This is a genomic window from Chitinophaga barathri, assembly GCF_003807585.1.
Classification (GTDB): domain Bacteria; phylum Bacteroidota; class Bacteroidia; order Chitinophagales; family Chitinophagaceae; genus Chitinophaga; species Chitinophaga barathri.
The window spans coordinates 35,532-59,310 of record NZ_RMBX01000002.1 but is presented as its reverse complement, the minus strand read 5'-3'; the positions used below and the strand labels follow the sequence as shown (position 1 = coordinate 59,310).

The 23,779-nt window shown below is 53.3% G+C and carries 18 protein-coding genes; 11 read left to right on the top strand and 7 right to left on the bottom strand.

Going from position 1 to position 23,779, the window contains the following annotated elements; genetic code table 11:
* Positions 1-43: 43 nt before the first annotated feature.
* Positions 44-2,032, bottom strand: coding sequence for a DNA primase (dnaG, locus tag EG028_RS03355; RefSeq protein WP_120515685.1), 1,989 nt, complete (start codon positions 2,030-2,032; stop codon positions 44-46).
* 241 nt (positions 2,033-2,273) lie between these two features.
* Here dnaG and EG028_RS03350 point away from each other — a divergent pair, with 241 nt between their 5' ends.
* Positions 2,274-3,446: an acetyl-CoA C-acyltransferase gene (locus tag EG028_RS03350; RefSeq protein WP_120515614.1), complete on the top strand. Its 1,173-nt coding sequence runs from the start codon at positions 2,274-2,276 to the stop codon at positions 3,444-3,446.
* An 89-nt stretch (positions 3,447-3,535) separates the two neighbouring features.
* Positions 3,536-4,519 carry a pyruvate dehydrogenase complex E1 component subunit beta gene (locus EG028_RS03345; RefSeq protein WP_120515615.1) on the top strand — a complete coding sequence of 328 codons (984 nt, stop codon included), beginning with the start codon at positions 3,536-3,538 and terminating at the stop codon, positions 4,517-4,519.
* Positions 4,520-5,116: 597 nt separating this feature from the next.
* Here EG028_RS03345 and cysM read toward each other — a convergent pair.
* The gene (cysM, locus tag EG028_RS03340; RefSeq protein WP_120515616.1) at positions 5,117-5,998 is read right to left on the bottom strand and encodes a cysteine synthase CysM; all 882 of its coding nucleotides are present in this window, start codon (positions 5,996-5,998) and stop codon (positions 5,117-5,119) included.
* 1 nt (position 5,999) lies between these two features.
* Positions 6,000-6,803 (bottom strand): serine O-acetyltransferase, encoded by an 804-nt coding sequence (locus tag EG028_RS03335; RefSeq protein ID WP_241559071.1) that lies wholly within the window; start codon positions 6,801-6,803, stop codon positions 6,000-6,002.
* A gap of 183 nt (positions 6,804-6,986) precedes the next feature.
* Here EG028_RS03335 and EG028_RS03330 point away from each other — a divergent pair, with 183 nt between their 5' ends.
* From EG028_RS03330 to EG028_RS03320, 3 genes are read left to right on the top strand one after another with little or no spacing between them, the layout of a single operon-like run.
* Entirely contained in the window at positions 6,987-8,171 is a 1,185-nt protein-coding gene (locus tag EG028_RS03330) for a sigma-54-dependent transcriptional regulator (protein WP_120515617.1), read from the top strand.
* 47 nt (positions 8,172-8,218) lie between these two features.
* On the top strand, positions 8,219-8,362 hold the full coding sequence (locus tag EG028_RS03325; protein ID WP_120515618.1) for a helix-turn-helix domain-containing protein: 144 nt from the start codon (positions 8,219-8,221) through the stop codon (positions 8,360-8,362).
* Entirely contained in the window at positions 8,355-9,008 is a 654-nt protein-coding gene (locus tag EG028_RS03320) for an alpha/beta fold hydrolase (protein ID WP_123864541.1), read from the top strand. Before EG028_RS03325 ends, EG028_RS03320 begins: the two co-directional genes overlap by 8 nt.
* On the opposite strand, the gene EG028_RS03315 is transcribed toward EG028_RS03320, so the two are convergent.
* A complete protein-coding gene (locus EG028_RS03315; protein ID WP_162946325.1) occupies positions 9,005-9,904 on the bottom strand; it encodes a MerR family transcriptional regulator in 900 nt (299 codons plus the stop codon). The two genes, EG028_RS03320 and EG028_RS03315, sit on opposite strands and share 4 nt — an antisense overlap.
* 163 nt (positions 9,905-10,067) lie before the next feature.
* On the opposite strand from EG028_RS03315, the gene lepB reads away from it, so the two are divergent.
* The 3 genes from lepB to EG028_RS03300 are packed head-to-tail and all read left to right on the top strand — an operon-like array spanning position 10,068 to position 12,905.
* Positions 10,068-11,243 carry a signal peptidase I gene (gene lepB / locus EG028_RS03310; protein ID WP_120515621.1) on the top strand — a complete coding sequence of 392 codons (1,176 nt, stop codon included), beginning with the start codon at positions 10,068-10,070 and terminating at the stop codon, positions 11,241-11,243.
* A gap of 39 nt (positions 11,244-11,282) precedes the next feature.
* Positions 11,283-11,852, top strand: coding sequence for a cytidine deaminase (locus EG028_RS03305; RefSeq protein ID WP_317127216.1), 570 nt, complete (start codon positions 11,283-11,285; stop codon positions 11,850-11,852).
* 48 nt (positions 11,853-11,900) lie between these two features.
* Positions 11,901-12,905 carry a tetratricopeptide repeat protein gene (locus tag EG028_RS03300; RefSeq protein ID WP_120515623.1) on the top strand — a complete coding sequence of 335 codons (1,005 nt, stop codon included), beginning with the start codon at positions 11,901-11,903 and terminating at the stop codon, positions 12,903-12,905.
* Positions 12,906-13,124: 219 nt separating this feature from the next.
* Here the strand turns inward: EG028_RS03300 and EG028_RS03295 are convergent, their stop codons facing one another.
* Positions 13,125-15,056 carry an arginine--tRNA ligase gene (locus tag EG028_RS03295; RefSeq protein ID WP_120515624.1) on the bottom strand — a complete coding sequence of 644 codons (1,932 nt, stop codon included), beginning with the start codon at positions 15,054-15,056 and terminating at the stop codon, positions 13,125-13,127.
* 269 nt (positions 15,057-15,325) lie between these two features.
* On the opposite strand from EG028_RS03295, the gene EG028_RS03290 reads away from it, so the two are divergent.
* Positions 15,326-15,997: an HAD-IB family phosphatase gene (locus tag EG028_RS03290; protein ID WP_162946327.1), complete on the top strand. Its 672-nt coding sequence runs from the start codon at positions 15,326-15,328 to the stop codon at positions 15,995-15,997.
* A 55-nt stretch (positions 15,998-16,052) separates the two neighbouring features.
* On the opposite strand, the gene EG028_RS03285 is transcribed toward EG028_RS03290, so the two are convergent.
* Both EG028_RS03285 and EG028_RS03280 read right to left on the bottom strand, forming a co-directional pair.
* Positions 16,053-16,634: a porin family protein gene (locus EG028_RS03285; protein ID WP_120515626.1), complete on the bottom strand. Its 582-nt coding sequence runs from the start codon at positions 16,632-16,634 to the stop codon at positions 16,053-16,055.
* Positions 16,635-16,736: 102 nt separating this feature from the next.
* Complete coding sequence (locus tag EG028_RS03280) at positions 16,737-18,095, bottom strand: OmpA family protein (protein WP_120515627.1); 1,359 nt, start codon at positions 18,093-18,095, stop codon at positions 16,737-16,739.
* 264 nt (positions 18,096-18,359) lie between these two features.
* Here EG028_RS03280 and dnaK point away from each other — a divergent pair, with 264 nt between their 5' ends.
* Positions 18,360-20,228 carry a molecular chaperone DnaK gene (gene dnaK, locus EG028_RS03275; protein WP_455423412.1) on the top strand — a complete coding sequence of 623 codons (1,869 nt, stop codon included), beginning with the start codon at positions 18,360-18,362 and terminating at the stop codon, positions 20,226-20,228.
* Positions 20,229-20,315: 87 nt separating this feature from the next.
* A complete protein-coding gene (locus EG028_RS03270) occupies positions 20,316-23,720 on the top strand; it encodes a gliding motility-associated C-terminal domain-containing protein (protein ID WP_120515629.1) in 3,405 nt (1,134 codons plus the stop codon).
* Positions 23,721-23,779: the final 59 nt, after the last annotated feature.

Here is a 23,779-nt window from a genome sequence, read left to right as displayed (position 1 = left end):
AACTAAATAATTAGTTTAAGGCAGGTAGTCTTAAAGGGAAGTGTTATTTTATGATCACCGTACCCACCGTATCCGTCAGTTCCTTTGCCATTTGTTTGAGATGTTTATCCATCTCAAGACATCTTTTTACGATGTCAAAATCAGTGGCGTCTTTCAGCTCCTGCTGGTTCTCTTCGATCAGCTTGCGGATCTTGCGGAGGATCAGGTAGTGGGTGGCGCTGATGGTGTCTTTTACGAAGGCATCGTCTCCGTATACGGTCTTGATCTCGAACCGGTCGCGCCAGTTGGCGCTTAGTTCGGCTTCTTTGTCCTCGAGGATGAGGGCTACGTGTTTGGATATCTCTTCGTCCTGGTGATAGAGGAACCATTTTTTATCCAGGGGAGCGCCCGCGTCGTATTGGGATTTGTATTCGCGCAGGATCTTTTTTACGACTTCGCTGTCCGCCAGGGATTCGAAGTCGTAGGGGAGGTGGAAGATATAATCCGCCACCGTGGTCTTCTGTTCTTCGTTAAACATCATATCGCCGAAACGAAGCAATACTTTCACCAGCTCGCGTTCCTGTTTTTCGTCTTTGTTGAACAGGTTGTCGGGTACAGCCTCCGGCTGCCCGGTTTCGTCGAAGTGCTCGGGGTACATTTCGGCGAGGGAAGGGCCACCATCGTCGCCTGAAGGCTGATCCCTTTTGAAGCGGCTTTGCTCCTGCGTGGCCTGTTTGGTGAGGCGGTCGCGGATGTATTTGTTCACCAGCGTCACCATGCCTTCCTCGTCTATTTTGAGGAGCTGGCTGCACTGGCGGATGTAATCCTGTTGTTTGGTAAAATCCTCCACCTTGTCGATGCGCGCGATGGTCTCGGCGATCTCGTTTACCAGCTGGCTTTTTTTCGTGGTGTCGTTGCCGGCTTCCTTCAGTGATACCTGGAGTTTGAAGAGGATGAAGTCCTGTTTGTTTTCGGCGATGAACTGCCGGAACCCTTCCACGCCGATCTTCTGCACATAACTGTCCGGGTCTTCTTTATCGGGGATGAGCGCGAGTTTTACATTAAGGCCTTCTTCGATCGCCATGTCCAGCCCGCGGAGCGCCGCTTTTACGCCCGCATTGTCCCCATCGTAAAGGATGGTCAGGTTGCGGGTGTATTTTTTGATGAGGCGCAGCTGGTCCGTGGTGAGCGAGGTGCCGCTGGAGGCCACCACGTTTTCTATACCGGCCTGGTGGAGAGACACTACGTCCGTATACCCTTCCACCAGCAGGCATTCATCCAGTTTGTCGATGGCATGACGGGCGAAATAGGTGCCGTAGAGCACCTTGCTCTTTACGTAAATGTCGTTCTCCGGGGAGTTGATGTATTTGGGGGCGCGGTCGCTTTTGACCAGGATGCGCGCGCCGAAGCCCAGCACTTTCCCGCTCTGGTTGTGGATCGGGAAGATGACGCGGCCGCGGTAGTTGTCCGCCGGCTGGTCGTTGCGGATGGTGACGAGCCCCGTTTTCTGCAACAGCTCCATGTTGTAGCCCTTATGCTGCGCTTCGCGCACAAAGGCGTCGCGCAGGTTCAGGCAGTAGCCGAGCTGGAACTTTTTGATGGTCTCTTCCGTGAATCCTCTTTCTTCAAAATAAGAAAGCCCCACGTTCTGCCCTTCATCGGTTTCGTGGATGGTTCTAACGAAATAGTCCCGCGCAAAGTTGTTGATGATAAAAAGGCTGTCCGCCAGCTGCTGTTTGGCTTTTAATTCGGGGCTTACTTCTTTTTCCTCGATCTCCACGTTGTATTTGGCGGCCAGCCAGCGGAGGGCTTCCACATAGGAGTATTTTTCGTGCTCCATGAGGAAGTTGATGCTGTTGCCGCTTTTGCCACAGCCAAAACACTTATAGATCTCCTTGCTGCCGGAAACGGTGAAGGAGGGGGATTTTTCGTTGTGAAAAGGGCAGAGGCCCATGTAGTTGGCGCCGCGTTTCTTCAGTTTAACGAAGGAGCCGACAATTTCCACAATGTCTATCCGGTTGAGTATCTGTTGTATCGTGTTCTGGGAGATCAAATCGTTATCGGGTTTGTAGCACTTCCTGGCAAATTTATTAACCAATGGGCAAATATATTTACCATCTGCAAACTTAGCGAAAAATCGGTAAGGGGGGAATTCGCTATATTTGGAGATTCTCAAAAACGCAACACCAAAACAACAAAATCATTGAACCGGGAGGCCGGAAATTTCACCGGGAGGCAATGACCCGCCCGTGAGATCAACGCCGGACCAGGTTGTTAAAATCAAATTATCCGATATGAAGGAAGTATTTATCGTATCCGTAGCCAGAACGCCCATCGGCAGTTTTAATGGTTCTTTGGCGGCAGTGCCCGCCACCACGCTGGGCGCTACGGTGATCAGGGCGGCATTGGAAAGGTCCGGGGTGGCTATGGAGCAGGTACAGGAAGTGTATATGGGAAACGTGATCAGTGCAAACCTCGGCCAGGCGCCCGCCACACAGGCCAGCCTCTATGCGGGCCTGCCCAATACGGTGCCCGCCACCACGGTGAACAAAGTATGCGCCTCCGGGATGAAAGCCATTATGCTGGGCGCGCAGAGCATCCTGCTGGGGGACAATGACGTGGTGATCGCCGGCGGCATGGAAAGCATGAGCAATATCCCGTATTACCTGGATAAAGCCCGCAACGGTTACCGCCTGGGCCATGGCGCCGTAACAGACGGCATCCTGCGCGACGGCCTCTGGGACCCTTACAAGGATTTCCACATGGGCAGCGCGGCCGAGCTTTGCGCCACCGAATACAAAATTACCCGCGAAGACCAGGATGAATTTGCCAAACAAAGTTACCAGCGCGTGGCCGCGGCCTACGAAAAAGGATATTTCGAAGACGAGATCGTGCCGGTGGGTGTGGGCGGCAGAACGCCCGTGGTCATCAATACGGACGAGGAATACAAAAAGGTGATCTTTGAAAAAATGCCGCTCCTGAAACCGGCTTTTGAGAAAGACGGCACCATTACGGCGGCCAATGCCTCCAAGATCAACGACGGCGCGGCGGCAGTAGTGCTGGTAAGCGGCGAAAAGCTGAAAGAGCTGGGCCTGAAGCCCATCGCGCGTATTGTGAGCTTTGCGGACGCTTCGCAGGCGCCGGAATGGTTCACCACCACCCCGGTCATAGCAGTGAGCAGGGCCCTGGAGAAAGCGGGCCTCACCATGGAGGATATGGACTATACAGAGATCAACGAGGCCTTCAGCTGCGTGGCGCTGGCCAATGAGCGGGACCTGGGCGTAAAACCCGGCACCCTCAACGTCTGGGGCGGCGCGGTGGCGCTGGGGCACCCCATCGGTTGCAGCGGCGCGCGCATCGTAATTACCCTTTCTTCCATTTTACAGCGCCTGGGCGGCCGTTATGGCGTAGCCGGGATCTGCAATGGTGGCGGCGGAGCGAGTGCCATGGTGATAGAGAAAATGTAAATGCTTTGCTTTTTGGCAAACAAACGATAAATTTGCCCTGCCTTTTGAAAAAGGCATGAATATATTTCAAATAACATTTATAGAACCAAATGCGTCAGATAGCCTTCAGACAAGCCTTAAGAGAAGCCATGCAGGAAGAAATGCGCCGTGATGAGCGGGTATTCCTGATGGGAGAGGAAGTAGCAGAATACAACGGAGCGTATAAAGTTAGCCAGGGTATGCTGGAAGAATTCGGTCCCCGTCGTGTAATTGATACCCCTATCGCCGAGCTGGGCTTTACGGCCATCGGTGTGGGCGCCGCCCAGAACGGGTTACGCCCCGTGCTGGAGTTCATGACCTGGAACTTTGCCGTACTGGCGCTGGATCAGATACTGAATACCGCTTCCAAAATGCTGGCCATGAGCGGCGGCCAGGTGGGTTGCCCCATCGTGTTCCGCGGCCCTAACGGTTCCGCAGGCCAGCTGGGTGCCCAGCACTCCACTGCCTTTGAAAGCTATTATGCCAATATCCCCGGCCTGAAAGTGATCTCCGTATCCAACCCCTACGACGCAAAAGGCCTGCTGAAAGCAGCCATCCGCGACGAAGACCCGGTGGTGTTCATGGAATCAGAACAGATGTACGGCGAACTGGGCGATGTGCCGGAAGAGGAATACATCATCCCCATCGGTAAAGCTGATATCAAACGCGCTGGTAAAGACGTTACCATCGTATCCTTTAATAAAATGATGAAAGTAGCCCTGGGCGCAGCTGAAGAGCTGGCCAAGGAAGGCATCGAGGCCGAAGTGATCGACCTCCGTACCATCCGCCCGCTGGACTGGTTTACCATCCTGGAGTCCGTTAAGAAAACAAACCGCCTGGTGATCGTGGAAGAACAATGGCCTTTCGCCAGCATCTCTTCCGAGATCTCTTACCGCATCCAGAAAGAAGGTTTCGATTACCTGGACGCTCCCATCCGCCGCATCACCGCAGTAGACGCACCCATGCACTACGCGCCGAACCTGGTGAAACTGTACCTCCCCGATATCGAAAGGACAGTGAAACTGGTGAAAGAAGTGATGTATATGAAGAAATAGTCTTCTTTCCAGATATTCTGAAGAGCCCGTTCCAACGGAACGGGCTTTTTTATGCCCTTTCCGCCGGGTTATCCTTCCCCTCTTGTTTGCCCATTCTTCGGTTAAACACCCTCAAACCCCTACCACGACCAAACACCACCGAAGAATGATTGAAGGATCACAGCAGGATTTCAGTAACGTCCTCTTACCTGTCGCAGCTATCCAAAAGATTCCTTTGATCCTATCGCTTGTCGCAAATAGCCCTCCAAAGGTCATTTTTAGCAACATCTTCTGTCACAACCTTATCCTCGGGAGGCATTTCTGCCAATATTCCCTGTAAGCGTATATGTAGTGTTCTCGTAAAGCAGCCATAGTACTGCCTTACGATAGGGATAAAGCATATATGTCCCATATATAAGGCATATATATCCCATAGATAAGGCATATCTTAAAGATATGCCTTATCTATGCTTTATCATTGGCTTATGAACAGGATATCAATGCCATATCCTGGAAGGATCATAATACTATGGCTGCTTTGGGACATAAAATAAACAGCCCCGGAGGGCTTCCCCGGGGCTGTTTATAAAGGTTGTGTAAGTATTAATAAATTGAAAATCAACCGAAAAGATCGGAGCTGAGGTATCGGTCCCCACGGTCGCAGATGATGCAGACGATAATGCCGCTGTTCAGCTCGCGGGCTACACGCACGGCCGCGGCAACTGCGCCGCCGCTGCTCATGCCGCAGAAGATGGCTTCTTCCCGGGCCAGGCGGTTCGTCATAATCCGGGCTTCCTCTTCGGAAATATCCATAATGCGGTCCACCCGCTGGCGTTCGAATATTTTGGGCAGGTATGCTTCCGGCCATTTGCGGATGCCGGGTATTTTGGAACCGTCTGTGGGCTGGCAGCCCACGATCTGTACACCCGGGTTCACCTCTTTCAGGAAGCGGCTCACGCCCATGATGGTGCCGGTAGTGCCCATGGCGGACACAAAATGTGTAATACCATGCTGGGAATCCCGCCAGATCTCGGGGCCGGTAGTGCGGTAATGCATACCGTAATTATCGGGGTTGGCAAACTGGTTCAGCATATGGTAACCCCCTTTCTGCACCTGCGCATGCGCATAATCGATCGCGCCTTCCATGCTTTGTTCTTTCGGGGTGAGCGTCACTTTGGCGCCAAAGGCCTCCATGGTGAGCACCCTTTCCCGGGTGGCGTCTTCGGGCATCACGATCTCCATTTCCACGTTAAAAAGATTGGCTATCATGGCCAGCGCAATACCGGTATTGCCGCTGGTGGCTTCTATGAGTTTGATGCCGGGCCTGATCTCCCCACGGTCCAGCGCGCCTTTGATCATGCCGTATGCGGCCCTGTCTTTTACGCTGCCGCCGGGGTTGTTGCCTTCCAGCTTGGCATAGATGGTTACGTCAGGGTTTTCGGGAATGCGTTGCAGGGCCACCATAGGGGTGTTGCCCACTAAATCCAGAACTGATCTCATTTTATATCACTTTTATACTGCCGTCTGCTTTATAATAGATCCGGGAATAAGGTTCTACGGTTTTGATGAGCCACACATTGCCGCCAATAACGCTGTGGTGCCCTATTACAGTGTCGCCGCCAAGGATGGTGGCGCCCGCGTAGATCACCACATGCTCTTCGATGGTGGGGTGGCGTTTGTCCCGCGCCATCGATTTGTCGATGCTGAGCGCGCCCAGGGTTACGCCCTGGTATATTTTTACATGGGGGCCTATCACGGTGGTCTCGCCGATCACCACGCCGGTGCCGTGGTCTATGCAGAACCAGGGCGCTATCTCGGCGGAGGGATGGATGTCTATCCCCGTGCGCGCATGCGCAAATTCGGTGATCACCCTGGGCAGCAGCGGCACCTTCAGCAGGTGCAGGCCATGCGCCACACGATAAGCCGCAATGGCGTAAAAACCGGGATAGGCGCGGATCACTTCGTAAAGGCAGGTGGCGGCAGGGTCTCCCTGGAGGATCGCTTCGGCGTCTTTGGTAAGGTCCGCATAAATGCCGGGCACCTGTTCCATAAAATTGCGCGCGATCGCTTCGGGGCTGTCTTTGAGCTGCGGGCCCATGTTCGCCAGCAGCAACTGCAACTGCGTTTCCAGTTTCACGGCATATTGTTCCAGCGCCGCTTCATCCAGCACTTTGCCGTTATGCTCAGGGAAAAGCCAGTTCACCAGGTCGCTGCAAAAAGCCCATACCTCTTCTGAGGATGGGTATGCCGATTCTCCTGCGGCCGCGTGCCGCGCCTTTAATTGCTCCAGTAATTTTTTCATCATAACGGATAGTTACCTGCTACGGGCTAAAATTACACAAAAACCGACAAGATCAGTAGACTTTTATATATGCAAACCGGCCATCCATCAAGTTTTATTTTTGTTACTGCTGCACCATGAGAGTATTTTGTGGTAGGTTCCGTCTTTTCCTTTATTTTTGGCACTGTTTAAAATAGTAGACAACCTATGGCCAATATCCTGATTATAGATGACGAGAAAAGTATCCGGAAAACGCTTTCGGAGATCCTGACCTACGAAGGGTATAAGATCGAAGAAGCGGCGGACGGGGCGGAAGGTTATAAAATGTTCCAGGCCAAGGCCTACGATGCCGTGCTGTGCGATATCAAAATGCCGAAGATGGACGGCCTGGAGTTCCTGGAAAAAGCAAAAGAGATCAATCCGGACGTGCCCATCATTATGGTGAGCGGTCACGGGAATATAGACACGGCGGTGGATGCGGTGAAAAAAGGCGCGTTCGATTACATCTCCAAACCGCCCGATCTGAACCGCCTGCTGATCACTCTCCGCAATGCGCTGGACAAAACCACCCTGGTGGCGGAAACGAAGACGCTGCGCAAAAAGGTGAACAAAACCCCCGAAATGATCGGGGAGTCCAACCCGATAATAAAGATCAAAGACACTATTCATAAAGTGGCGCCTACGGACGCGCGCGTGCTGGTGACCGGTGAAAACGGCGCCGGTAAAGAGCTGGTGGCCCGCTGGATACATGCCTACAGCAACCGGGCAAACGGCCCGATGGTGGAGGTGAACTGCGCGGCCATCCCCAGCGAGCTGATCGAAAGCGAACTGTTCGGCCATGAAAAAGGTTCCTTTACTTCCGCGATCAAACAGCGCATCGGCAAGTTTGAACAGGCCAGCGGCGGCACACTGTTCCTGGACGAGATCGGGGATATGAGCCTGAGCGCACAGGCCAAAGTGCTGCGCGCATTGCAGGAAGGAAAGATCACCCGCGTGGGCGGCGACAAGGAATTAAGCGTGGACGTACGCGTGGTGGCGGCTACGAACAAAGACCTGCTGAAAGAAGTGGAGGAGAAAAATTTCCGCCTCGACCTTTACCACCGCCTCAGCGTGATCCTCATCCATGTGCCTTCGCTGAACGACAGGAGGGAGGATGTGCCCCTGCTGGTGGATTATTTCCTGGACACGGTTTGCCAGGAATACGGCATGGCCCGCAAAACGGCGGACAAAGACGCCATGAAGGCCCTGCAGAACCATCACTGGACGGGCAATATCCGCGAGCTGCGCAACGTAGTGGAAAGACTGGTGATCCTCAGCGGCAAAACCATCACCGCAGATGATGTGGAAAACTATGTGGTACCCAATCACGAGAAAAAAAAAGCCACTACCTGAACGATGAGCTGCTGATACTGACGCGGCTGCACGATTTCAGGGACGAAGTGGAAAAGATATTCATCGAATTCATGCTGAACAAGAACGGCCGTAATGTATCCCGTACGGCCCAGGAACTGGACATTCAGCGAAGTCATCTCTATAACAAAATGGAACGGTACGGCATCCGAAAATCCGCCGAAGATGAGTAAAAAGCATATATACATGATCAGCGGCATGGGCGCGGACGAACGCGTTTTCCGCCGGCTCACTTTCCCGGAAGGCTACGACGTGCACTACCTCCCCTGGATCAATCCGCTGGGGAATGACGAACCTATCGGGGAATATGCCGCCAGGCTCGCCCGCCGCATCCTTCACCCGAACCCGGTATTGCTGGGCCTGTCCTTTGGCGGTATGATGAGCATCGAAATTGCGAAACAGCTGCCGGTGGAAAAAGTGATCATCGTATCCAGCGTAAAACATAAACAGGAGCTGCCGCCGTATTACAACGGCATGGCGCGGATGCTGCTGCGCAACCTGCCGGACAGGCTGCTGTTCGGCAACCGGCAACATATCGTAAGGCTGTTCATGCAATCGGGCAGTGAGGAAGAAGTACAGCTGCTGAAGGACTACATGCAGAAAAAAGATTTCCGTTATATGCGCTGGGCGCTGGCCACAGTGCTGAGCTGGGAAAACGAATGGGTGCCGCCTTCCATGGTGCATATCCACGGCAGTTCAGACCGGCCTTTCCCGCGCCGCTACGTAAAACCGACGCACACCATCGTAAAAGGAGGGCATTTTATGGTCATGAACCGCGCCCCTGAGATCAGCCGTATTATTGAAAGAGAACTGGCTTAAGACTTTTCGGTACTTTTCCTCCTGGCATATTGCAGTACTTCGTCCATGCTCATCAGCACGGTCAGGTTTTCCGGCAGCGGTACGGTAATGCGCGCTACCTGCGGCCCGGAGATAGACACGGGGATGCCGGGGAAGAGCCGGCCGAGGTCTTTGATAAAATTATCCAGGGCCCGTTGCGGGAAATTGGTGATGACGTGGGTGTAGATGTGCTCCACCTGTTTGCGCTCGGTGTAAAAGCGGAGGTCTTCCAGCGGCACGTTCGCGCCGAAGTTCACCACGGTACAACCATGTTTTTTGAGCATATAGTGGATAAAAAGAATCGGTATCTCGTGGAATTCCCCTTCCGGGAGAAAGATCATAAAACGTTCGTGGTCCTGCATGGGGATGTCCAGCCCGTCTATGGCTACCATCAGCTTTTTGCGGATGATATTGGAGGCGAAATGCTCCTGCGCAGGTATTACACAGTCCACCAGCCACAGCAGCCCGATGCGCTCCAGGTAGGGGTAGATCACTTTCAGCATACACTGCTCGAAACCCATGCGCAGCAGGATGTTGTGAAAGATCTTTTCGAACTTCACCTGGTCAAAGTCTATCATGGCCTCCACCAGCTGGTTGATATACACCTGGTAAAGATGGGGGCCTTTGTGGCCGGTTTCCTCCAATGACAGCTGTTTGATCTCTTCCTCGCTCATATTGGCGATCTTGGAGATCTTATAGCCGTGACGGTACAGATAGGCGATACGCATAATGTGCTTCAGGTCCCCATTGTCATACACGCGGTGGTTCGTATCTTTCCGCTTGGGCCGAAGTACATTGTAACGTTGCTCCCATATTCTGATGGTATGCGCCTTGATACCGGTAAGGCTTTCAATGTCTTTTATAGTGAAACTGTTCAATGTTCTGGATATAGGATTAAACAAAAATAGAAATAAACTGGTTTTCCGCTTATTCTATTTCGTAAACTTAAGTGGGATTTTTTTAAGAAAACTTTTGCGGGCTAAAACTGGCATACAATTAACAGAATATTATATTTGTTCTTTACTAACTAAACAACACAGCATGAACCTGGCATTTTGGAGAAAGAAGGACGGGCAGCCGAAGAAGAAAAAGTCCGCGGTCCGCGAGTGGATTGATGCGGCCGTTTTCGCTATCATAGCGGCTACACTGATCCGAACGTTCATTTTCGAGGCCTATACCATCCCTACCCCTTCTATGGAAAAAACCTTGCTGGTGAACGACTTCCTGTTTGTGAGCAAAGTTAGTTACGGCCCCCGCGTACCCATGACACCCCTGGCGGTGCCATTTACCCATCATACCCTTCCCCTCACCAAATACACCAAAGCGTATTCAGAGGCTGTGCAGTGGAAATACCGCCGCCTGCCGGGCTTTGGGGACGTGCGCCGCAACGATGTGGTGGTGTTCAACTTCCCGGAAGGGGATACCGTGGCCCTGGAGCGCTCGGACGAGAGTTATTACGACCTCGTGCGCCGCATGGGCAGGGAAGGCGTATGGAGCCAGTACCGTGTCATATCACGCCCGGTGGACAAAAGGGAGAATTACATCAAACGCTGCGTGGGCATAGCGGGGGATACCCTGGAAGTGCGCGAAGGCATCGTGGTGGTGAACGGCGTGCCTGAAAACCCGCCGCCGGCCGGCCAGCGCCAGTACGCAGTGACCACGAACAACGGTGACCCGCTGAATACCATGAGGCTGGAGGAAATGGGCATTACCAACCCGTATGAAGTGCTGGAAGTAGGCAAACTGTTCTACAACCTCACGCCTTCCGAAGAAAAAGCCATAAAAGCCATGCCGGTCGTGAACGGCAACGTGCAGCCTCTGATCAGCCCGGTAGTGGATGGCGTATGGCCGCAGGACACCGCGCATTTTAAATGGACGGTGGACAATCTCGGCCCCCTCTACATCCCGAAAAAAGGCGCCACCATACAGCTGGACAGCGCCAATATCGAACTCTACCGCCGTGTCATCTCGGTGTACGAGAAAAATACGCTCGAAACCAAAGACGGTCGGTTCATCATCAACGGCCAGCCTACCAACAGTTATACCTTCAAAATGAACTATTACTGGATGATGGGCGACAACCGTCATAAGTCACTGGACAGCCGCTACTGGGGCTTTGTGCCGGAAGACCACGTGGTGGGCAAAGCCTGGCTGATCTGGATGAGCTACGGGACCAACGGCATCCGCTGGAGCCGCCTGTTCAGCACGATCAAATAGACAAACTGCTAAATTCAGCATAACGGGGAGCCGTTCACTTTGCGAAAACCGAAAAGAAGTAACTTCGGGGGCCGCAAAAGGAACGGCTCCTGTCATTTGCCGCCCCCATTTAAACCCGACGATATGGAAAAAAAGATACAACAGGTTGAATACGAGGAATATAAAGCTGCGTCCGAATTGCCCGCGGATGACCTTTCCCTGCTGGAAATGGCCCGTAAAACGGTGGAAGACGCCTATGCCCCATACTCCCGTTTCAGGGTAGGGGCGGCCCTGCAACTGGCCAACGGCCAGCGGGTGACCGGCACCAACCAGGAAAACGCCTCGTACCCCGTTGGTATCTGCGCGGAAAGAACGGCCCTTTCCACGGCCTCTTCCCTGTACCCCGGCGTCGCGGTCCAGGCGCTGGCCGTAAGCTATCGTAATGAGCTGGGAAGCAGCGTAAAACCCATTTCCCCCTGCGGCATCTGCCGGCAGACCATCTGCGAATACCAGCAGCGTTTCGGCACCCCCATCCGGATCATTATGGCAGGGCTTACCGGCCCGGTGATCATCATCCGGGATGCGGGCAGCCTGATGCCGTTATCATTTTCTTCGAGTGATATGTTATAAATTAAACAAATTGTGTATATTTGAGTCAGGCGCCATTGCGCTTTGACTATGTTCCTATACCGTATCCTACTGTACCTATGCATCCTGCTGCCGCTATGCCTTGCGCTGCCGGCCACAGCGGATAGCCCCGGCGCCGACAAACGCGCCCGGCAACTGTATGAGCAGGGTCTCCGCTTGAAGCTCAACGGCCGCCTTGAAGAGGCGGAAGAACGATTCACCGCCGCCATCAAAGCCAATAAAAGTTATGCCGCTCCCTATATAGAGCTGGCCAATCTGTACCGTCTTCAGCAGCAGCCGGAGACCGCCAAGCAGCAATTACTCCTGTTGCTGGAGCAGCACGCCGGGCACGGGGAAGCCCTGGCCGCCCTCGCGGAGATATATTTTGAACAGAAAGGATATGAAGATGCGCTCACCTACGCTTTCAGGGCAAAGGAGCAGGGCGCGCCGCATATGAACAGTATCATCGGGCTGAGTTATTCTTTTTTAGACCATCCCGCCGAAGCGGTCAGGGCGCTGGAACTTGCGCTGCTGGAGGAGCCGGACCAGCCGGTGCTGCTATGCCGCATCGCCAGGCTGCACGCGCAGGAAGAAGATTATGCAAAAGCACTTACATACTACGAAAAAGCACTGAAAGCAGACAGTACCTCTGCCGGTGTATATTACGAATCAGGAATGATGCATTTTAACATGAAAAACTACAAAAACGCTGCCGGGGCATTTGAGCAGGCCGCCAGGTTGGGGCACCCCGGAAATGCAGAACTTTATGTGAACCTGGGATTGGCGCAACTCAAACAGTCGGCCTTCGACGACGCCATCCGTAACCTGCAAGCCGCGCTTAGCTTAAGGCCCAATGACATTCAAATTATGCAGAGCCTTGCCAATGCCTATTACAAAAAACAGGATTACCCGCAGGCTGTTGCGCAATGGAACCACATCCTAGTGCTTCAGCCCATGAACGCCTTCGCGATGTTCATGCTCGGAAAATCGTATATCTGTTCGGGTGAGGTGGCCAAAGGCCAGGGCATCTGCGACCAGGCGCTGCAGCTGCACTAAAAATTGCGGCATTAAAAGACAGAAAGATATTTATCGGACGCTGTAATGCAGAAACTACCGTTAACAAGTAAGCTCGTCATTGCGAGAAGCAGCGGAGCTAAGTGGGAAGGGCGACGAAGCAATCTCCTTCATTGAAGTGAGGTACTCCAATATGTGGAGATTGCTTCGTCGCGGCTCCTGCACAAACTCCTCCGCTGCTTCTCGCAATGACGAGCTTTTTTACATTCTTTCAGGAACCTGGATGCCCAGCAGCTTCATGGCCTGTTTGATGGTATTGGCCATGAGCATCGCAATCTGCAGGCGCAGCTTACGTTTGTCCTCCGTCTCTGCATCTCTCACGGAGTAAATGTATTTGCCGTTTTCTTTTTTGGCATAAAAGGAGTTGAATGTCTGCGCCAGCAGGAACGCGTAGTTCGCGATCACGGAAGGGCTCCATTCTTTCTGCGCGTCTTCCAGCACGCCGTCGAACTGCTCGTTGATCATGATCAGTTCTTTTTCCATCGGCAGCAGCTCCGCGTTGTGGCGGTAATCCGCCAGGGAGGCGAGGTCCGCGGTGGAGAACTCGCGCAGGATGGATTTGATACGCGCGTGGCTGTACTGTATAAAGGGGCCGGTAAAGCCATGCAGGTCTATGGATTCTTCAGGATTAAAGATCATTCTTTTTTTAGGGTCCACTTTCAGCAGGAAAAACTTCATAGCGCCCAGCCCGATAGTTTCATGCAGCTCGCGCAGCTCCTCTTCGGAAAAACCTTTCACTTTACCCAGTTCTTCCGTATGCGAGGCAGCGGTCGAAATCATTTCTTCGATCATATCGTCCGCATCCACCACGGTGCCTTCGCGGCTTTTCATACGGCCGTGCGGTAGCTCCACCATGCCGTAGGAGAGGTGTGCAATGCCCGCCGCTGAAGGGTCACCGAGCTTTTCGAGGATCAGCTTCAGTACCTTGAAATGGTAGTTCTGCTCATCCGCCACCACGTACAGGCTCTCATCCATATGGAAGTCCGCGTATTTGAGGCGCGCGGTGCCAAGGTCCTGCGTGATGTATACGGAGGTGCCGTCTCCGCGCAGCACGAGTTTTTCGTCCAGGCCGTCCGCCGTGAGGTCTATCCACACGGAGTTGTCCGCCTTGCGGAAAAACACGCCTTTCTGCAAACCCTGTTCCACTACGTCTTTACCGAGCAGGTAGGTATTGCTTTCGAAATACATTTTATCGAAGTCGATGCCGAGGCGTTTGTAGGTCTTTTCAAAACCTTCGTACACCCAGCTGTTCATGGTCTGCCACAGCGCCCGTACTTCGGGGTTGCCGGCTTCCCATTGCTGCAGCATGATCTTGGCCTGCTGCATGATCTCCGTTTTATTCCGGCTCAGCTCTTTGATCTCGTCTTTTATTTTTCCCGCTTTCTCCGCATCGGCCTGTATGTCAGGTTTGTGCAGGAGGGTGTGGAGTTTGATGATCTTTTCTTTTTCCTCTCCTTCAAAATCCTTGAAGTTCCCTTCCAGTACGTCTGAAATGATGGTTTCCGCCTGTTCGCGCAGGATGGTCTCGAACTTCACGTAATAATCGCCTACGAGATGATCGCCTTTGATACCGCTGCTTTGCGGGGTATCGCCGTGGGCAAACATCTGCCAGGCCAGCATGGATTTGCAGATGTGGATGCCCCGGTCGTTCACCAGGTTTGCCTTGATCACTTCAAAACCATTGGCTTTGAGGATCTCGGAAACGGAAAAACCCAGGAAGTTGTTCCTGAGATGGCCGAGGTGAAGGGGTTTATTGGTGTTGGGGGAGGAGTACTCCACCATTACTTTTTTGCCGTTGGCGGGTTTCTGCCCGGGGTGCGGGTTCTGATGGGCGTCCCGGATGTAACCGAGCCAGTAGTCCTGGTGGATGCTGAGGTTCAGGAAACCTTTCACCACGTTGAAGCCGGCTACCAGTCCGGGGTTATTGGCCACGAGGTAACTGCCCAGCGCCTGCCCGGTCTCTTCCGGTTTCTGGCGGCTGAATTTGGTGAACGGGAACACGACGATGGTGTATTCCCCTTCAAATTCCGGTTTAGTGGTATTCACCGCTACATCCGCAACGGTAAAGGGCTGTTGGTATAATGCCTGTACAGCCGCGGCGGCGGCTTGTTTTATGGAAGAAACTACGCTCATTCAGTTGAAACTTGTGACGGCAAAGGTAACAGAATGTTGGGTTATTGCCCAACATCCCCTGTTTTCATATCATCCCCATCCGCCGTTGCGGATACGATGGGGCCGCAAATTGTCTTTTTTCCCGTTGGGAATAGCTGGGCTATAACCCCAGCCGGGCAATTAAGCGGATGGTTTTTAACACAATGTTCATTCCCCGGCCCCGGGTTAATTCCGTAACTTTGTATCATTCTATCCTATTATCCCGCCGATTATTCACCGAACGCAACGTTATGCATACCGCAGCTAACCCGACTTCTTTTCTGAAAATGGCCATTTTTGACATGGACAATACCCTGCTCCACCGCAGCTTCATCCACACCGCCGCCGCTCAACTTGGATTTACGGAACAATTACAACACATCATCAGCGAATGCCATCCGGACGTGGTGCGCACGCAGATGATCGCGCAACTGCTGAAAGGCAGGACGCAGGAAGAGCTGGTGGCCGTCGTACAGTCGATACCGGTGGTGGAAGACGCGGCCGCCGTGGTGGCCTCGCTGATTGAAAGAGGGTATGTATGCGGCATTATCAGCGACAGTTACACCTGCATCACCAATCATGTGAAAGAAAAGCTGGGCATGCATTTCTCCTGTGCGAACGTGCTCAGTTTCGAGGAGGGGAAAGCCACGGGCGTGGTAAGCATCCCGGCAAACTTCCTGCGGGTGGACGATAGCGGCTGCATGCACGACTACTGCAAATGTAATATGATGCATCATATGCGCTCGCATTACGCCATCAGCCTTGAAAATACGCTGGCGATAGGGGACGGGGTGAATGATATCTGTATGATCCGGCAGGCCGGTACCGGCATCGCCTTCAACGCCACCCATGCAAAAGTGAATGAAGTGGCCGATCATATCGTGGACGAGCGGAGCTTTATGCCCGTGCTGGGGCTGGCATAAAAAAGGCAGTGCACCCGTAGATGCACTGCCATGGGTTTTACAGGGTAGAGTCTGTTTAGAATTTCTTTTTCCCGATGATATAATACACACCGATCTGCGCTACGCTGTTGTTGCCCGAATCGCGGTTGTTGTCCCAGATATTGGTGAGGCCGAAGTTGTACCGCGCGCCTACACCCAGGCCCATGTCAAACGTATACCCCAGGCCGAACCCGAGGCCGAGATCGACCCCTTTTGTTTCATCTTTGATGTCCAGCGCATCACCGTTAGTGAATTTGGCTTTGGCCGCTACGCGGAAACCGATCTGCGGCCCGGCTTCCAGGTGGAATTCGGGGATAATATGATATTGCAGCATCACGGGGAGGTTAATGTAGTTCACCGCAAAATTCATCCTGTCCAGCACGGGCGGGTTCCATTTGTAACCCTGGCCGGAATACACCAGTTCAGGCTGGACGCTCCATTCTTCGGTAATGCCGATGCGGGCGAATGCGCCGAGATGGATAGAGGCGCGGGTCTTGCTATTGTCCGTACTGGTCACTTTGGCGATATTCAGGCCGCCTTTGGCGCCGAAGCTCACTTCCTGCGCACCGGCCGCGAATGCGGTACATACAAAAAACAGCAAAAGAGTTAGATTTTTCATAATATGTTAAAGTTGTACGAACCCCTTTAACAAATAGTATGCCGGGAAAAAAGCCCCCAGGTTGTGGGGCTTTTGTCATGTTGTCATATGATTGTCAGTACACTAGAAGATCGTGAATTCCACGCGGCGGTTCTGCTGCCTGCCCGCGGCGGTCTTATTGGTCGCGATCGGTTGCAGTTCGCCATATCCGGTAGCTTCTATCCGGCTTGGGTTCACGCCTTTCGCGGTAAGGTAGGATTTCACGGATTCAGCCCTGTTTTTGGACAGGCGCATGTTATTGGCTTCGGTGCCTACATTGTCCGTATGGCCGGCGAGTTTCAGGCTCAGGTTTTTCCGGATCATGAGGTCTGCCACTCTATCCAGCGATGCGAAGGACTTCGGCAGGATGTCGGACTTGCCGGTGGCAAATTCGAGGTTGGCGATGGCATCGCGTACCAGGCGGCGGTCGTCTTCGGTAATGATGACTTTAACCGGTGCGGGCGGTACGGTGTCTTTGGGCAGCGGGCAGCCGGCGCCGTCCACTTTATCCGTGGCCGGGGTGTTCGGGCATTTGTCGAAGAGATCGGAAACGCCGTCGCCGTCACTGTCTGCCTGGAGTTTAGCCACACTGGCGGCCAGTTTGGCGTTGTTTTCCTTTTCGGCGTCCAGTTCCAGCTTCAGCTGGTCTTTCTGCGCCACGAGGTCGTCGTACATCACCGCGGGGGCATTATGCCAGGCCAGCTGCGGTTTGGTACGGTCGCCGAGGGCGAATTCCAGGCCCGCATAGCCGTAAGCGTATTTGTCCTTGGAGCTGCCGTAATTGAACCCGTCCAGGTTATCCCCATCCAGGTAATGCATGGTGTACCCGAGGTCCAGGTTGAGGAAGTCTGACAGTTTGAATTTCACACCGGCGCCAACGGGGACAAAAAACTCGTTGATGCTGCCGGAGGATTTGTAGTCGCGGGTACCGCTGGCGGTGGTGATGGTGGGTTTGTAACCCGCCAGGCCGCCACCCACGGACACGTAGAGCTGTGCGGCGCTCTGGCGGTGAAGCCAGTTGATGGTAGCCAGGTTAAATACGGCGTTCAGGCTGCCGGACCAGTTGAGGGAGGTCTCGAAGCTCTCTACGGCCCTGTTGGGATTCTGGCCGTTGCCCAGCTTTTCGCTGTTGTCTCCCTTTAATTTACCGCCTACAAAGTCACCCCGGAGGGCAAGGAAGTGGAGGAGTTGCCATTTAACGTAGGCGCCGTACCCGTAGTTCAGCTGCCATTTGGTGAAGTCGTTGCTGCCGCCGGTAGCTACAGCCGGTATCAGTACCCCGCCATTCACACCTATCGAAAAGGTCCTGAACTGCTGGCTGCCTCCAAAAAGGCCGCCTTTGGGCGTTTGCGTGGAAGTTGCTGGTTCCGGGGTTTGGGCAACAAGCGTGAGGGGCGATGCGGCCATAAGGAGGAAGGCCCATCTTAGCGTGAAATTTTTCATATGATTACGGTTAGTTGTACTACTGAGAAACAAATTCCAAGCCACTGTGTTCTATATATCCGGACTTCTTTTTAAAAGACATACACGGTTGTTAACCGGGACTGACATATTTTCATATCCATCTGCCTTGGCATAATCATTGACTAGCTAGATGAGGTCCGGGAGCCCTTCCCGGGCAACACTGTTTCACAAAGGAGAACATTAATAATTATGGGAAAAATCATAGGTATTGACTTAGGAACTACCAACTCTTGCGTTGCCGTAATGGAAGGTAACGAACCGGTAGTGATCGCAAACGATGAAGGCCGCCGCACAACGCCTTCCGTAGTTGCGTTTTTAAAGAACGGCGAAAGGAAAGTAGGTGACCCGGCCAAACGCCAGGCCATCACGAACCCTGTAAACACCATTATGTCGGTGAAGCGTTTCATGGGCCGCCATTTTGACGAGGTATCCAACGAACTGAGCCACGTAAGTTATAAAGTAGCAAAAGGCGACAACAATACAACGCGTATCGATATAGACGGCAGGCTGTACACACCGCAGGAAATCTCTGCGATGATCCTGCAGAAAATGAAAAAAACAGCGGAAGACTACCTGGGCCAGGAAGTATCCGAAGCGGTGATCACCGTGCCGGCATACTTCAACGACGCTCAGCGCCAGGCTACCAAAGAAGCCGGTGAAATTGCCGGTCTTACCGTTCGCCGTATCATCAACGAGCCTACCGCCGCGGCGCTGGCTTATGGCATGGACAAAAAACACCACGACAGCATGATCGCCGTATTCGATCTCGGCGGTGGTACGTTCGACGTATCCATCCTTGAACTGGGCGATGGCGTGTTTGAAGTAAAATCCACCAATGGTGATACCCACCTCGGCGGTGATGACTTCGACAAAGTGATCATGGACTGGCTGGCGGATGAATTCAAAAAAGACGAAGCCGTAGACCTGCATAAGGACCCGATGGCCTGGCAGCGTTTAAAAGAAGCTGCTGAAAAGGCGAAGATCGAGCTGTCTTCCTCCCAGGAAACAGAGATCAACCTGCCTTATATCACCGCGGTGGACGGTGTGCCCAAACACCTGGTGAAAAAACTGACCCGCGCCAAATTTGAACAACTCAGCGACAGCCTGGTGGAAAGAACACTGGAGCCTTGCCGCAGGGCGATCGCGGATGCCGGCGTGGATATCAATAAGATCGACGAAGTGATCCTGGTGGGTGGTTCTACCCGTATCCCCCGCATCCAGGAAGTAGTGGAAAAATTCTTTGGCAAAAAGCCGAATAAAGGGGTGAATCCTGACGAAGTGGTAGCCGTAGGCGCTGCTATCCAGGGCGGTGTACTGACAGGTGAAGTGAAAGACGTGCTGCTGCTAGACGTTACCCCGCTGTCCCTCGGTATCGAAACCATGGGCGGTGTGTTCACCAAACTGATCGAATCCAACACCACCATCCCCACCAAAAAGAGCGAAGTATTCTCTACCGCCGCGGACAACCAGCCGAGCGTGGAAATACACGTACTGCAAGGTGAAAGGCCGATGGCTTCACAGAACAGGACGCTGGGCCGCTTCATCCTGAACGACATTCCGCCCGCACAACGCGGTGTGCCCAAGATCGAAGTGGTGTTCGACATCGATGCCAACGGTATCCTCCACGTAACCGCGAAGGACCAGGGCACCGGTAAATCCCAGAACATCCGCATTGAAGCCGGCAGCGGCCTCAACAAGGAGGAGATCGAAAAAATGAAAGCGGAGGCGAAAGCCAACGAAGCGGAAGATAAAGCGGCACGCGAAAAGGTTGAAAAGATCAACCAGGCGGAAGGCCTTGTATTCCAGACAGAAAAACAACTGAAAGAATACGGTGATAAAATCCCCGCCGATAAAAAAGCGCCGATCGAAGCCGCCCTGGAAAAACTGCGTGAAGCGCAGAAAACACAGGACGTTGCGCAGATCGATGCCGCGGTGAACGAATTGAACACTGCATGGACGGCAGCATCAGAAGAACTGTACAAAGCTTCCCAGGCACAGGGCCAGCCCGGTGCGGACGGCGGACCTCAACCCGGCCAGCAGCAGCAAGGCGCCGGCCAGCAGGGTAATGCAGGCGATGCGGTAACCGATGCGGAGTTCGAGGAAGTTAAATAAGTATTAATATTACTGCGAACAATAGGTAAAAGCCCGGGCTGTAAAAGGCCCGGGCTTTTTTGTATCTTGTTGTGAGTTTCCCTTACCATGCGACATATTCACAGGACAGCCGCTATTCTTATTTTACTCCTCAATACATTGGCTCTCAGGGCCGAAACGATCGTCGTTACCTCCAAACTGGACCGTGGCCCCGGTACCCTCTGGGAAGCCATAGACAGGGCAAATGCCAACGGAACAGCGGACAGGGATCGTATCCACTTCAACCTGCCCGGCACCACGCTGGCGGACAGGACGATCATCCTCGACAAACTGGAGCTTCCGGCGCTCAGTTCCAATATCGAAATAGACGGCACCACGCAGCCTGGCACAGCCTTTGGCATCAGCGGGGCGAAGGTGAGGTTATTAAAGACGAGCCTGGTAGGCGCGGGTTTTTTCCACATGCTGAAGGTGTTCCGCGCCAGTGATGTGGCCATTTACGGCCTTCATATGGACTTTCGTATACCCGAAACCGGGGCTTACTGTATTTCTCTTTTTGACAGCGAAAACGTGACCATTGGCGCACCCGGGAAAGGGAATGTGCTGAATGCCGCCGGGGGAGGGATCGGCACTGATGTGGTTACGCCGGGCAACACTGCCGGCATTCATATCGCGTATAATATCATTGGCCTGGAGCCGGACGGTACCACGCTGCCGGACCTGGGGGGAGGATTGCCGAAGATGCAGCTATGGAGCGCGGCGGATGTAGAGATAGACCATAACCAGATCAACGCGGAAGTGATCATGCAGGAGTTTGCCGTGCGCGTGATGAAAGGGAACCGTGTTTACAACATACATGATAACATCTGGTCCGGGGACGCGGCTGCCACGGTTGCCAGGGGCAAAACCCGCCTGTTTATCAGCTGCCAGGCCATACCAGGGGTTACAGAAACGCAGATATTGGTGCTGAACAATCATTTCCTGTCCGGCTACATGGAGCTGCAATGCGGGTATGGGGAAATAAAAGTGCAGGGGAACAAAGTGAATACAGACATTACCGGTACCGTATATACAGCCGATATATTCGAATCCGCCGTCACGGTGTGGAATACCGGTGGCAAAACGTTGATAGGCGGAGATCTTCCCGCTGAAAAGAACTACATCGCCGGCGGCATCCACGGGGTATACGTGAAGGACTACCATAATGCCACTATTAAAAAGAACAGTATCTTCTGCACCTCTCAGAGGGGTATTGAGGCCCTGGAAACCGTTTTTATGGAAACCTTCAGCGGCAATACGATAACCGGCCGCAGCGAACCTAATGCTTTGATAGAAGTATACGAAGCAGATCATTGCAATCCCCGCTCGGAATGTACCGGAAAGGTACTGATAGGAACCACAACCGCGAACGCGGCAGGGCAGTGGTCTTTTACCGGCGCACTCACGCCTGACGTGGTGGTGACCGGTACGAACCAGCAGGGAGCTACCTCGATGTTTACCAGGGCCGCCTATAATATCCAGCAATTGGAAATTATCCCTTCCCTGTGCGGTGCGCCGGGAAGCATAACAGGGGTAGTTGTAAGCGGCGCTGTAACCATGCAATGGGAAGATGCTTCCGGGAATGTGGTGGGTAATACCCCGGACCTTTTATTGGCACCACCGGGCACTTATTATCTGTATGTTTCCACCAGCAACGACCCGCATTCGGATTGCGCCCCGCAATATCTCAGGATCGACATCCGCAATACCAAACCCAATATTATTCAGACAAGTGTGACCACTGTTAATCCCTGCGGGAGCAGCGGCGGTTCCATCCTGAACATGATCGTCACCGAAGGGTATCAGAATACCATGCAGTGGCTGAATGAAAGAGATGAGATCGTTGGTACGGACTTGAACCTGGTGAACGTTCCGGCAGGCACTTACCGCCTCTTCGTATACAGCACGCCCACCTGCTTTGCTGTCAGCGACCCGGTGGTGCTCGCCGATCGGCCGGCGCCGGTCATCAACGTGAGCAATATGACAGTGACACCCGCTACCTGTATGAACGACAACGGCACTATCAGCAACATCCAGCTCAGTGGCACAGGTACTTTAGCCATACGCTGGCTGGATGCCAATGATAATGTGATCGGTAATACCGAGGATCTTCAGAACCTGGCAGCAGGCGCTTACCGGCTGGAACTGGACGATCAGGGCGCTTGCTCCGCCGTTATTTCCGCGCCGGTGGTCATCAATTCAGAGGGTGCCATTACGCTGGATATTACACAGATGAAGATACAGCCGGCGGGCTGCAACAGCCAGCCGGGTTCCATAACGGGCATACTCGCCAATGGTGCTTCGGACTATACCTGGCGCAACCGTGCCGGCACTGTAGTTGGCAACGGCGCCGACCTTGCAGGCGTGCCCGCCGGAGAATATATGCTGACGCTAGGCAACAGCTATAACTGTTCCGCACAAACGGTGTGGATCACACTACCCAGCATGCAGGCTTCCGGCTGGAACGTTAAAGGGGAAATACATTTGCCCATCTGTAACGAATCGAACGGAGAAGTGAGGATCACGGATATTTCCGGCGCACAGGTAACGGATATCAGGTGGACGAACGCCGCTACCAACACTACATTGGGGAACGGCCGGACACTGGCGAATATCGGTCCCGGCGATTATAAACTTTATCTTACGGACCAGGACGGCTGCGAACTGGAAGTATACACCGCGAGTATCCCACAACGCATCCTGCCGGTATTGGATGGTGTGCCGCAGATCACGGACGAAACCTGCGGGATGGCAAACGGCTCCATCATCATGCCCGCCGTGAACGGCTCGGGGCCGTTCCAGGTTCAGTGGACGGATGTTTCCGGTGCTTTGATGGGCACAGAGCGGGAAGTGAAAAGCCTGAAAGCGGGTAGTTATTTTGTTGAAGCGATGGACCAGTACGGGTGTACCGTGAAGTCAAATGCCTGCTTCGTGGAAAACGTATCCGCATTACTGGAGCCGCCTGCTGATCAGTCCATTACTATCGGCAAGGGGTTGCCGCTCCGTATAACCGTAGCCGTTTCTTATCCCGCTATATACACCTTATACGCGGATGCTTCCGGCGCATTCCCGTTGCAGCAGAATATCACCGGCGTATTTGTGTTGCCGGGCTTACAACAGGATGCAAGTTATTACGTAACTGCCTCCGCGGACATCTGCAAGAGCCCGCCCGCGAAGGTAACCGTGAAGGCAGTAGACCAGATAACGGTGGGTGTGCCTACAGCGTTCACGCCCAATGGCGATGGTATGAATGATGTATTCCGCCCGCAATATTCGATGATATCCTCGCTGGAATCTTTCTCCGTATACAGCCGCTGGGGCAATGAAGTATTCACCACCAAAACGATCGGCGCGGGCTGGAATGGCAGGATGAACGGGACCGATCTGCCGGCGGGAAGTTATTTTTATATAATCCGTGGTAAGGATGTACTGGGCAATCCGTTCCAGGTGCAGGGAAGTATATTGCTGATGCGATAGAGATCATTTCAAAAAAGAAGGCCGCAACGATTGTTGCGGCCTTCTTTTTTGAGGATAAA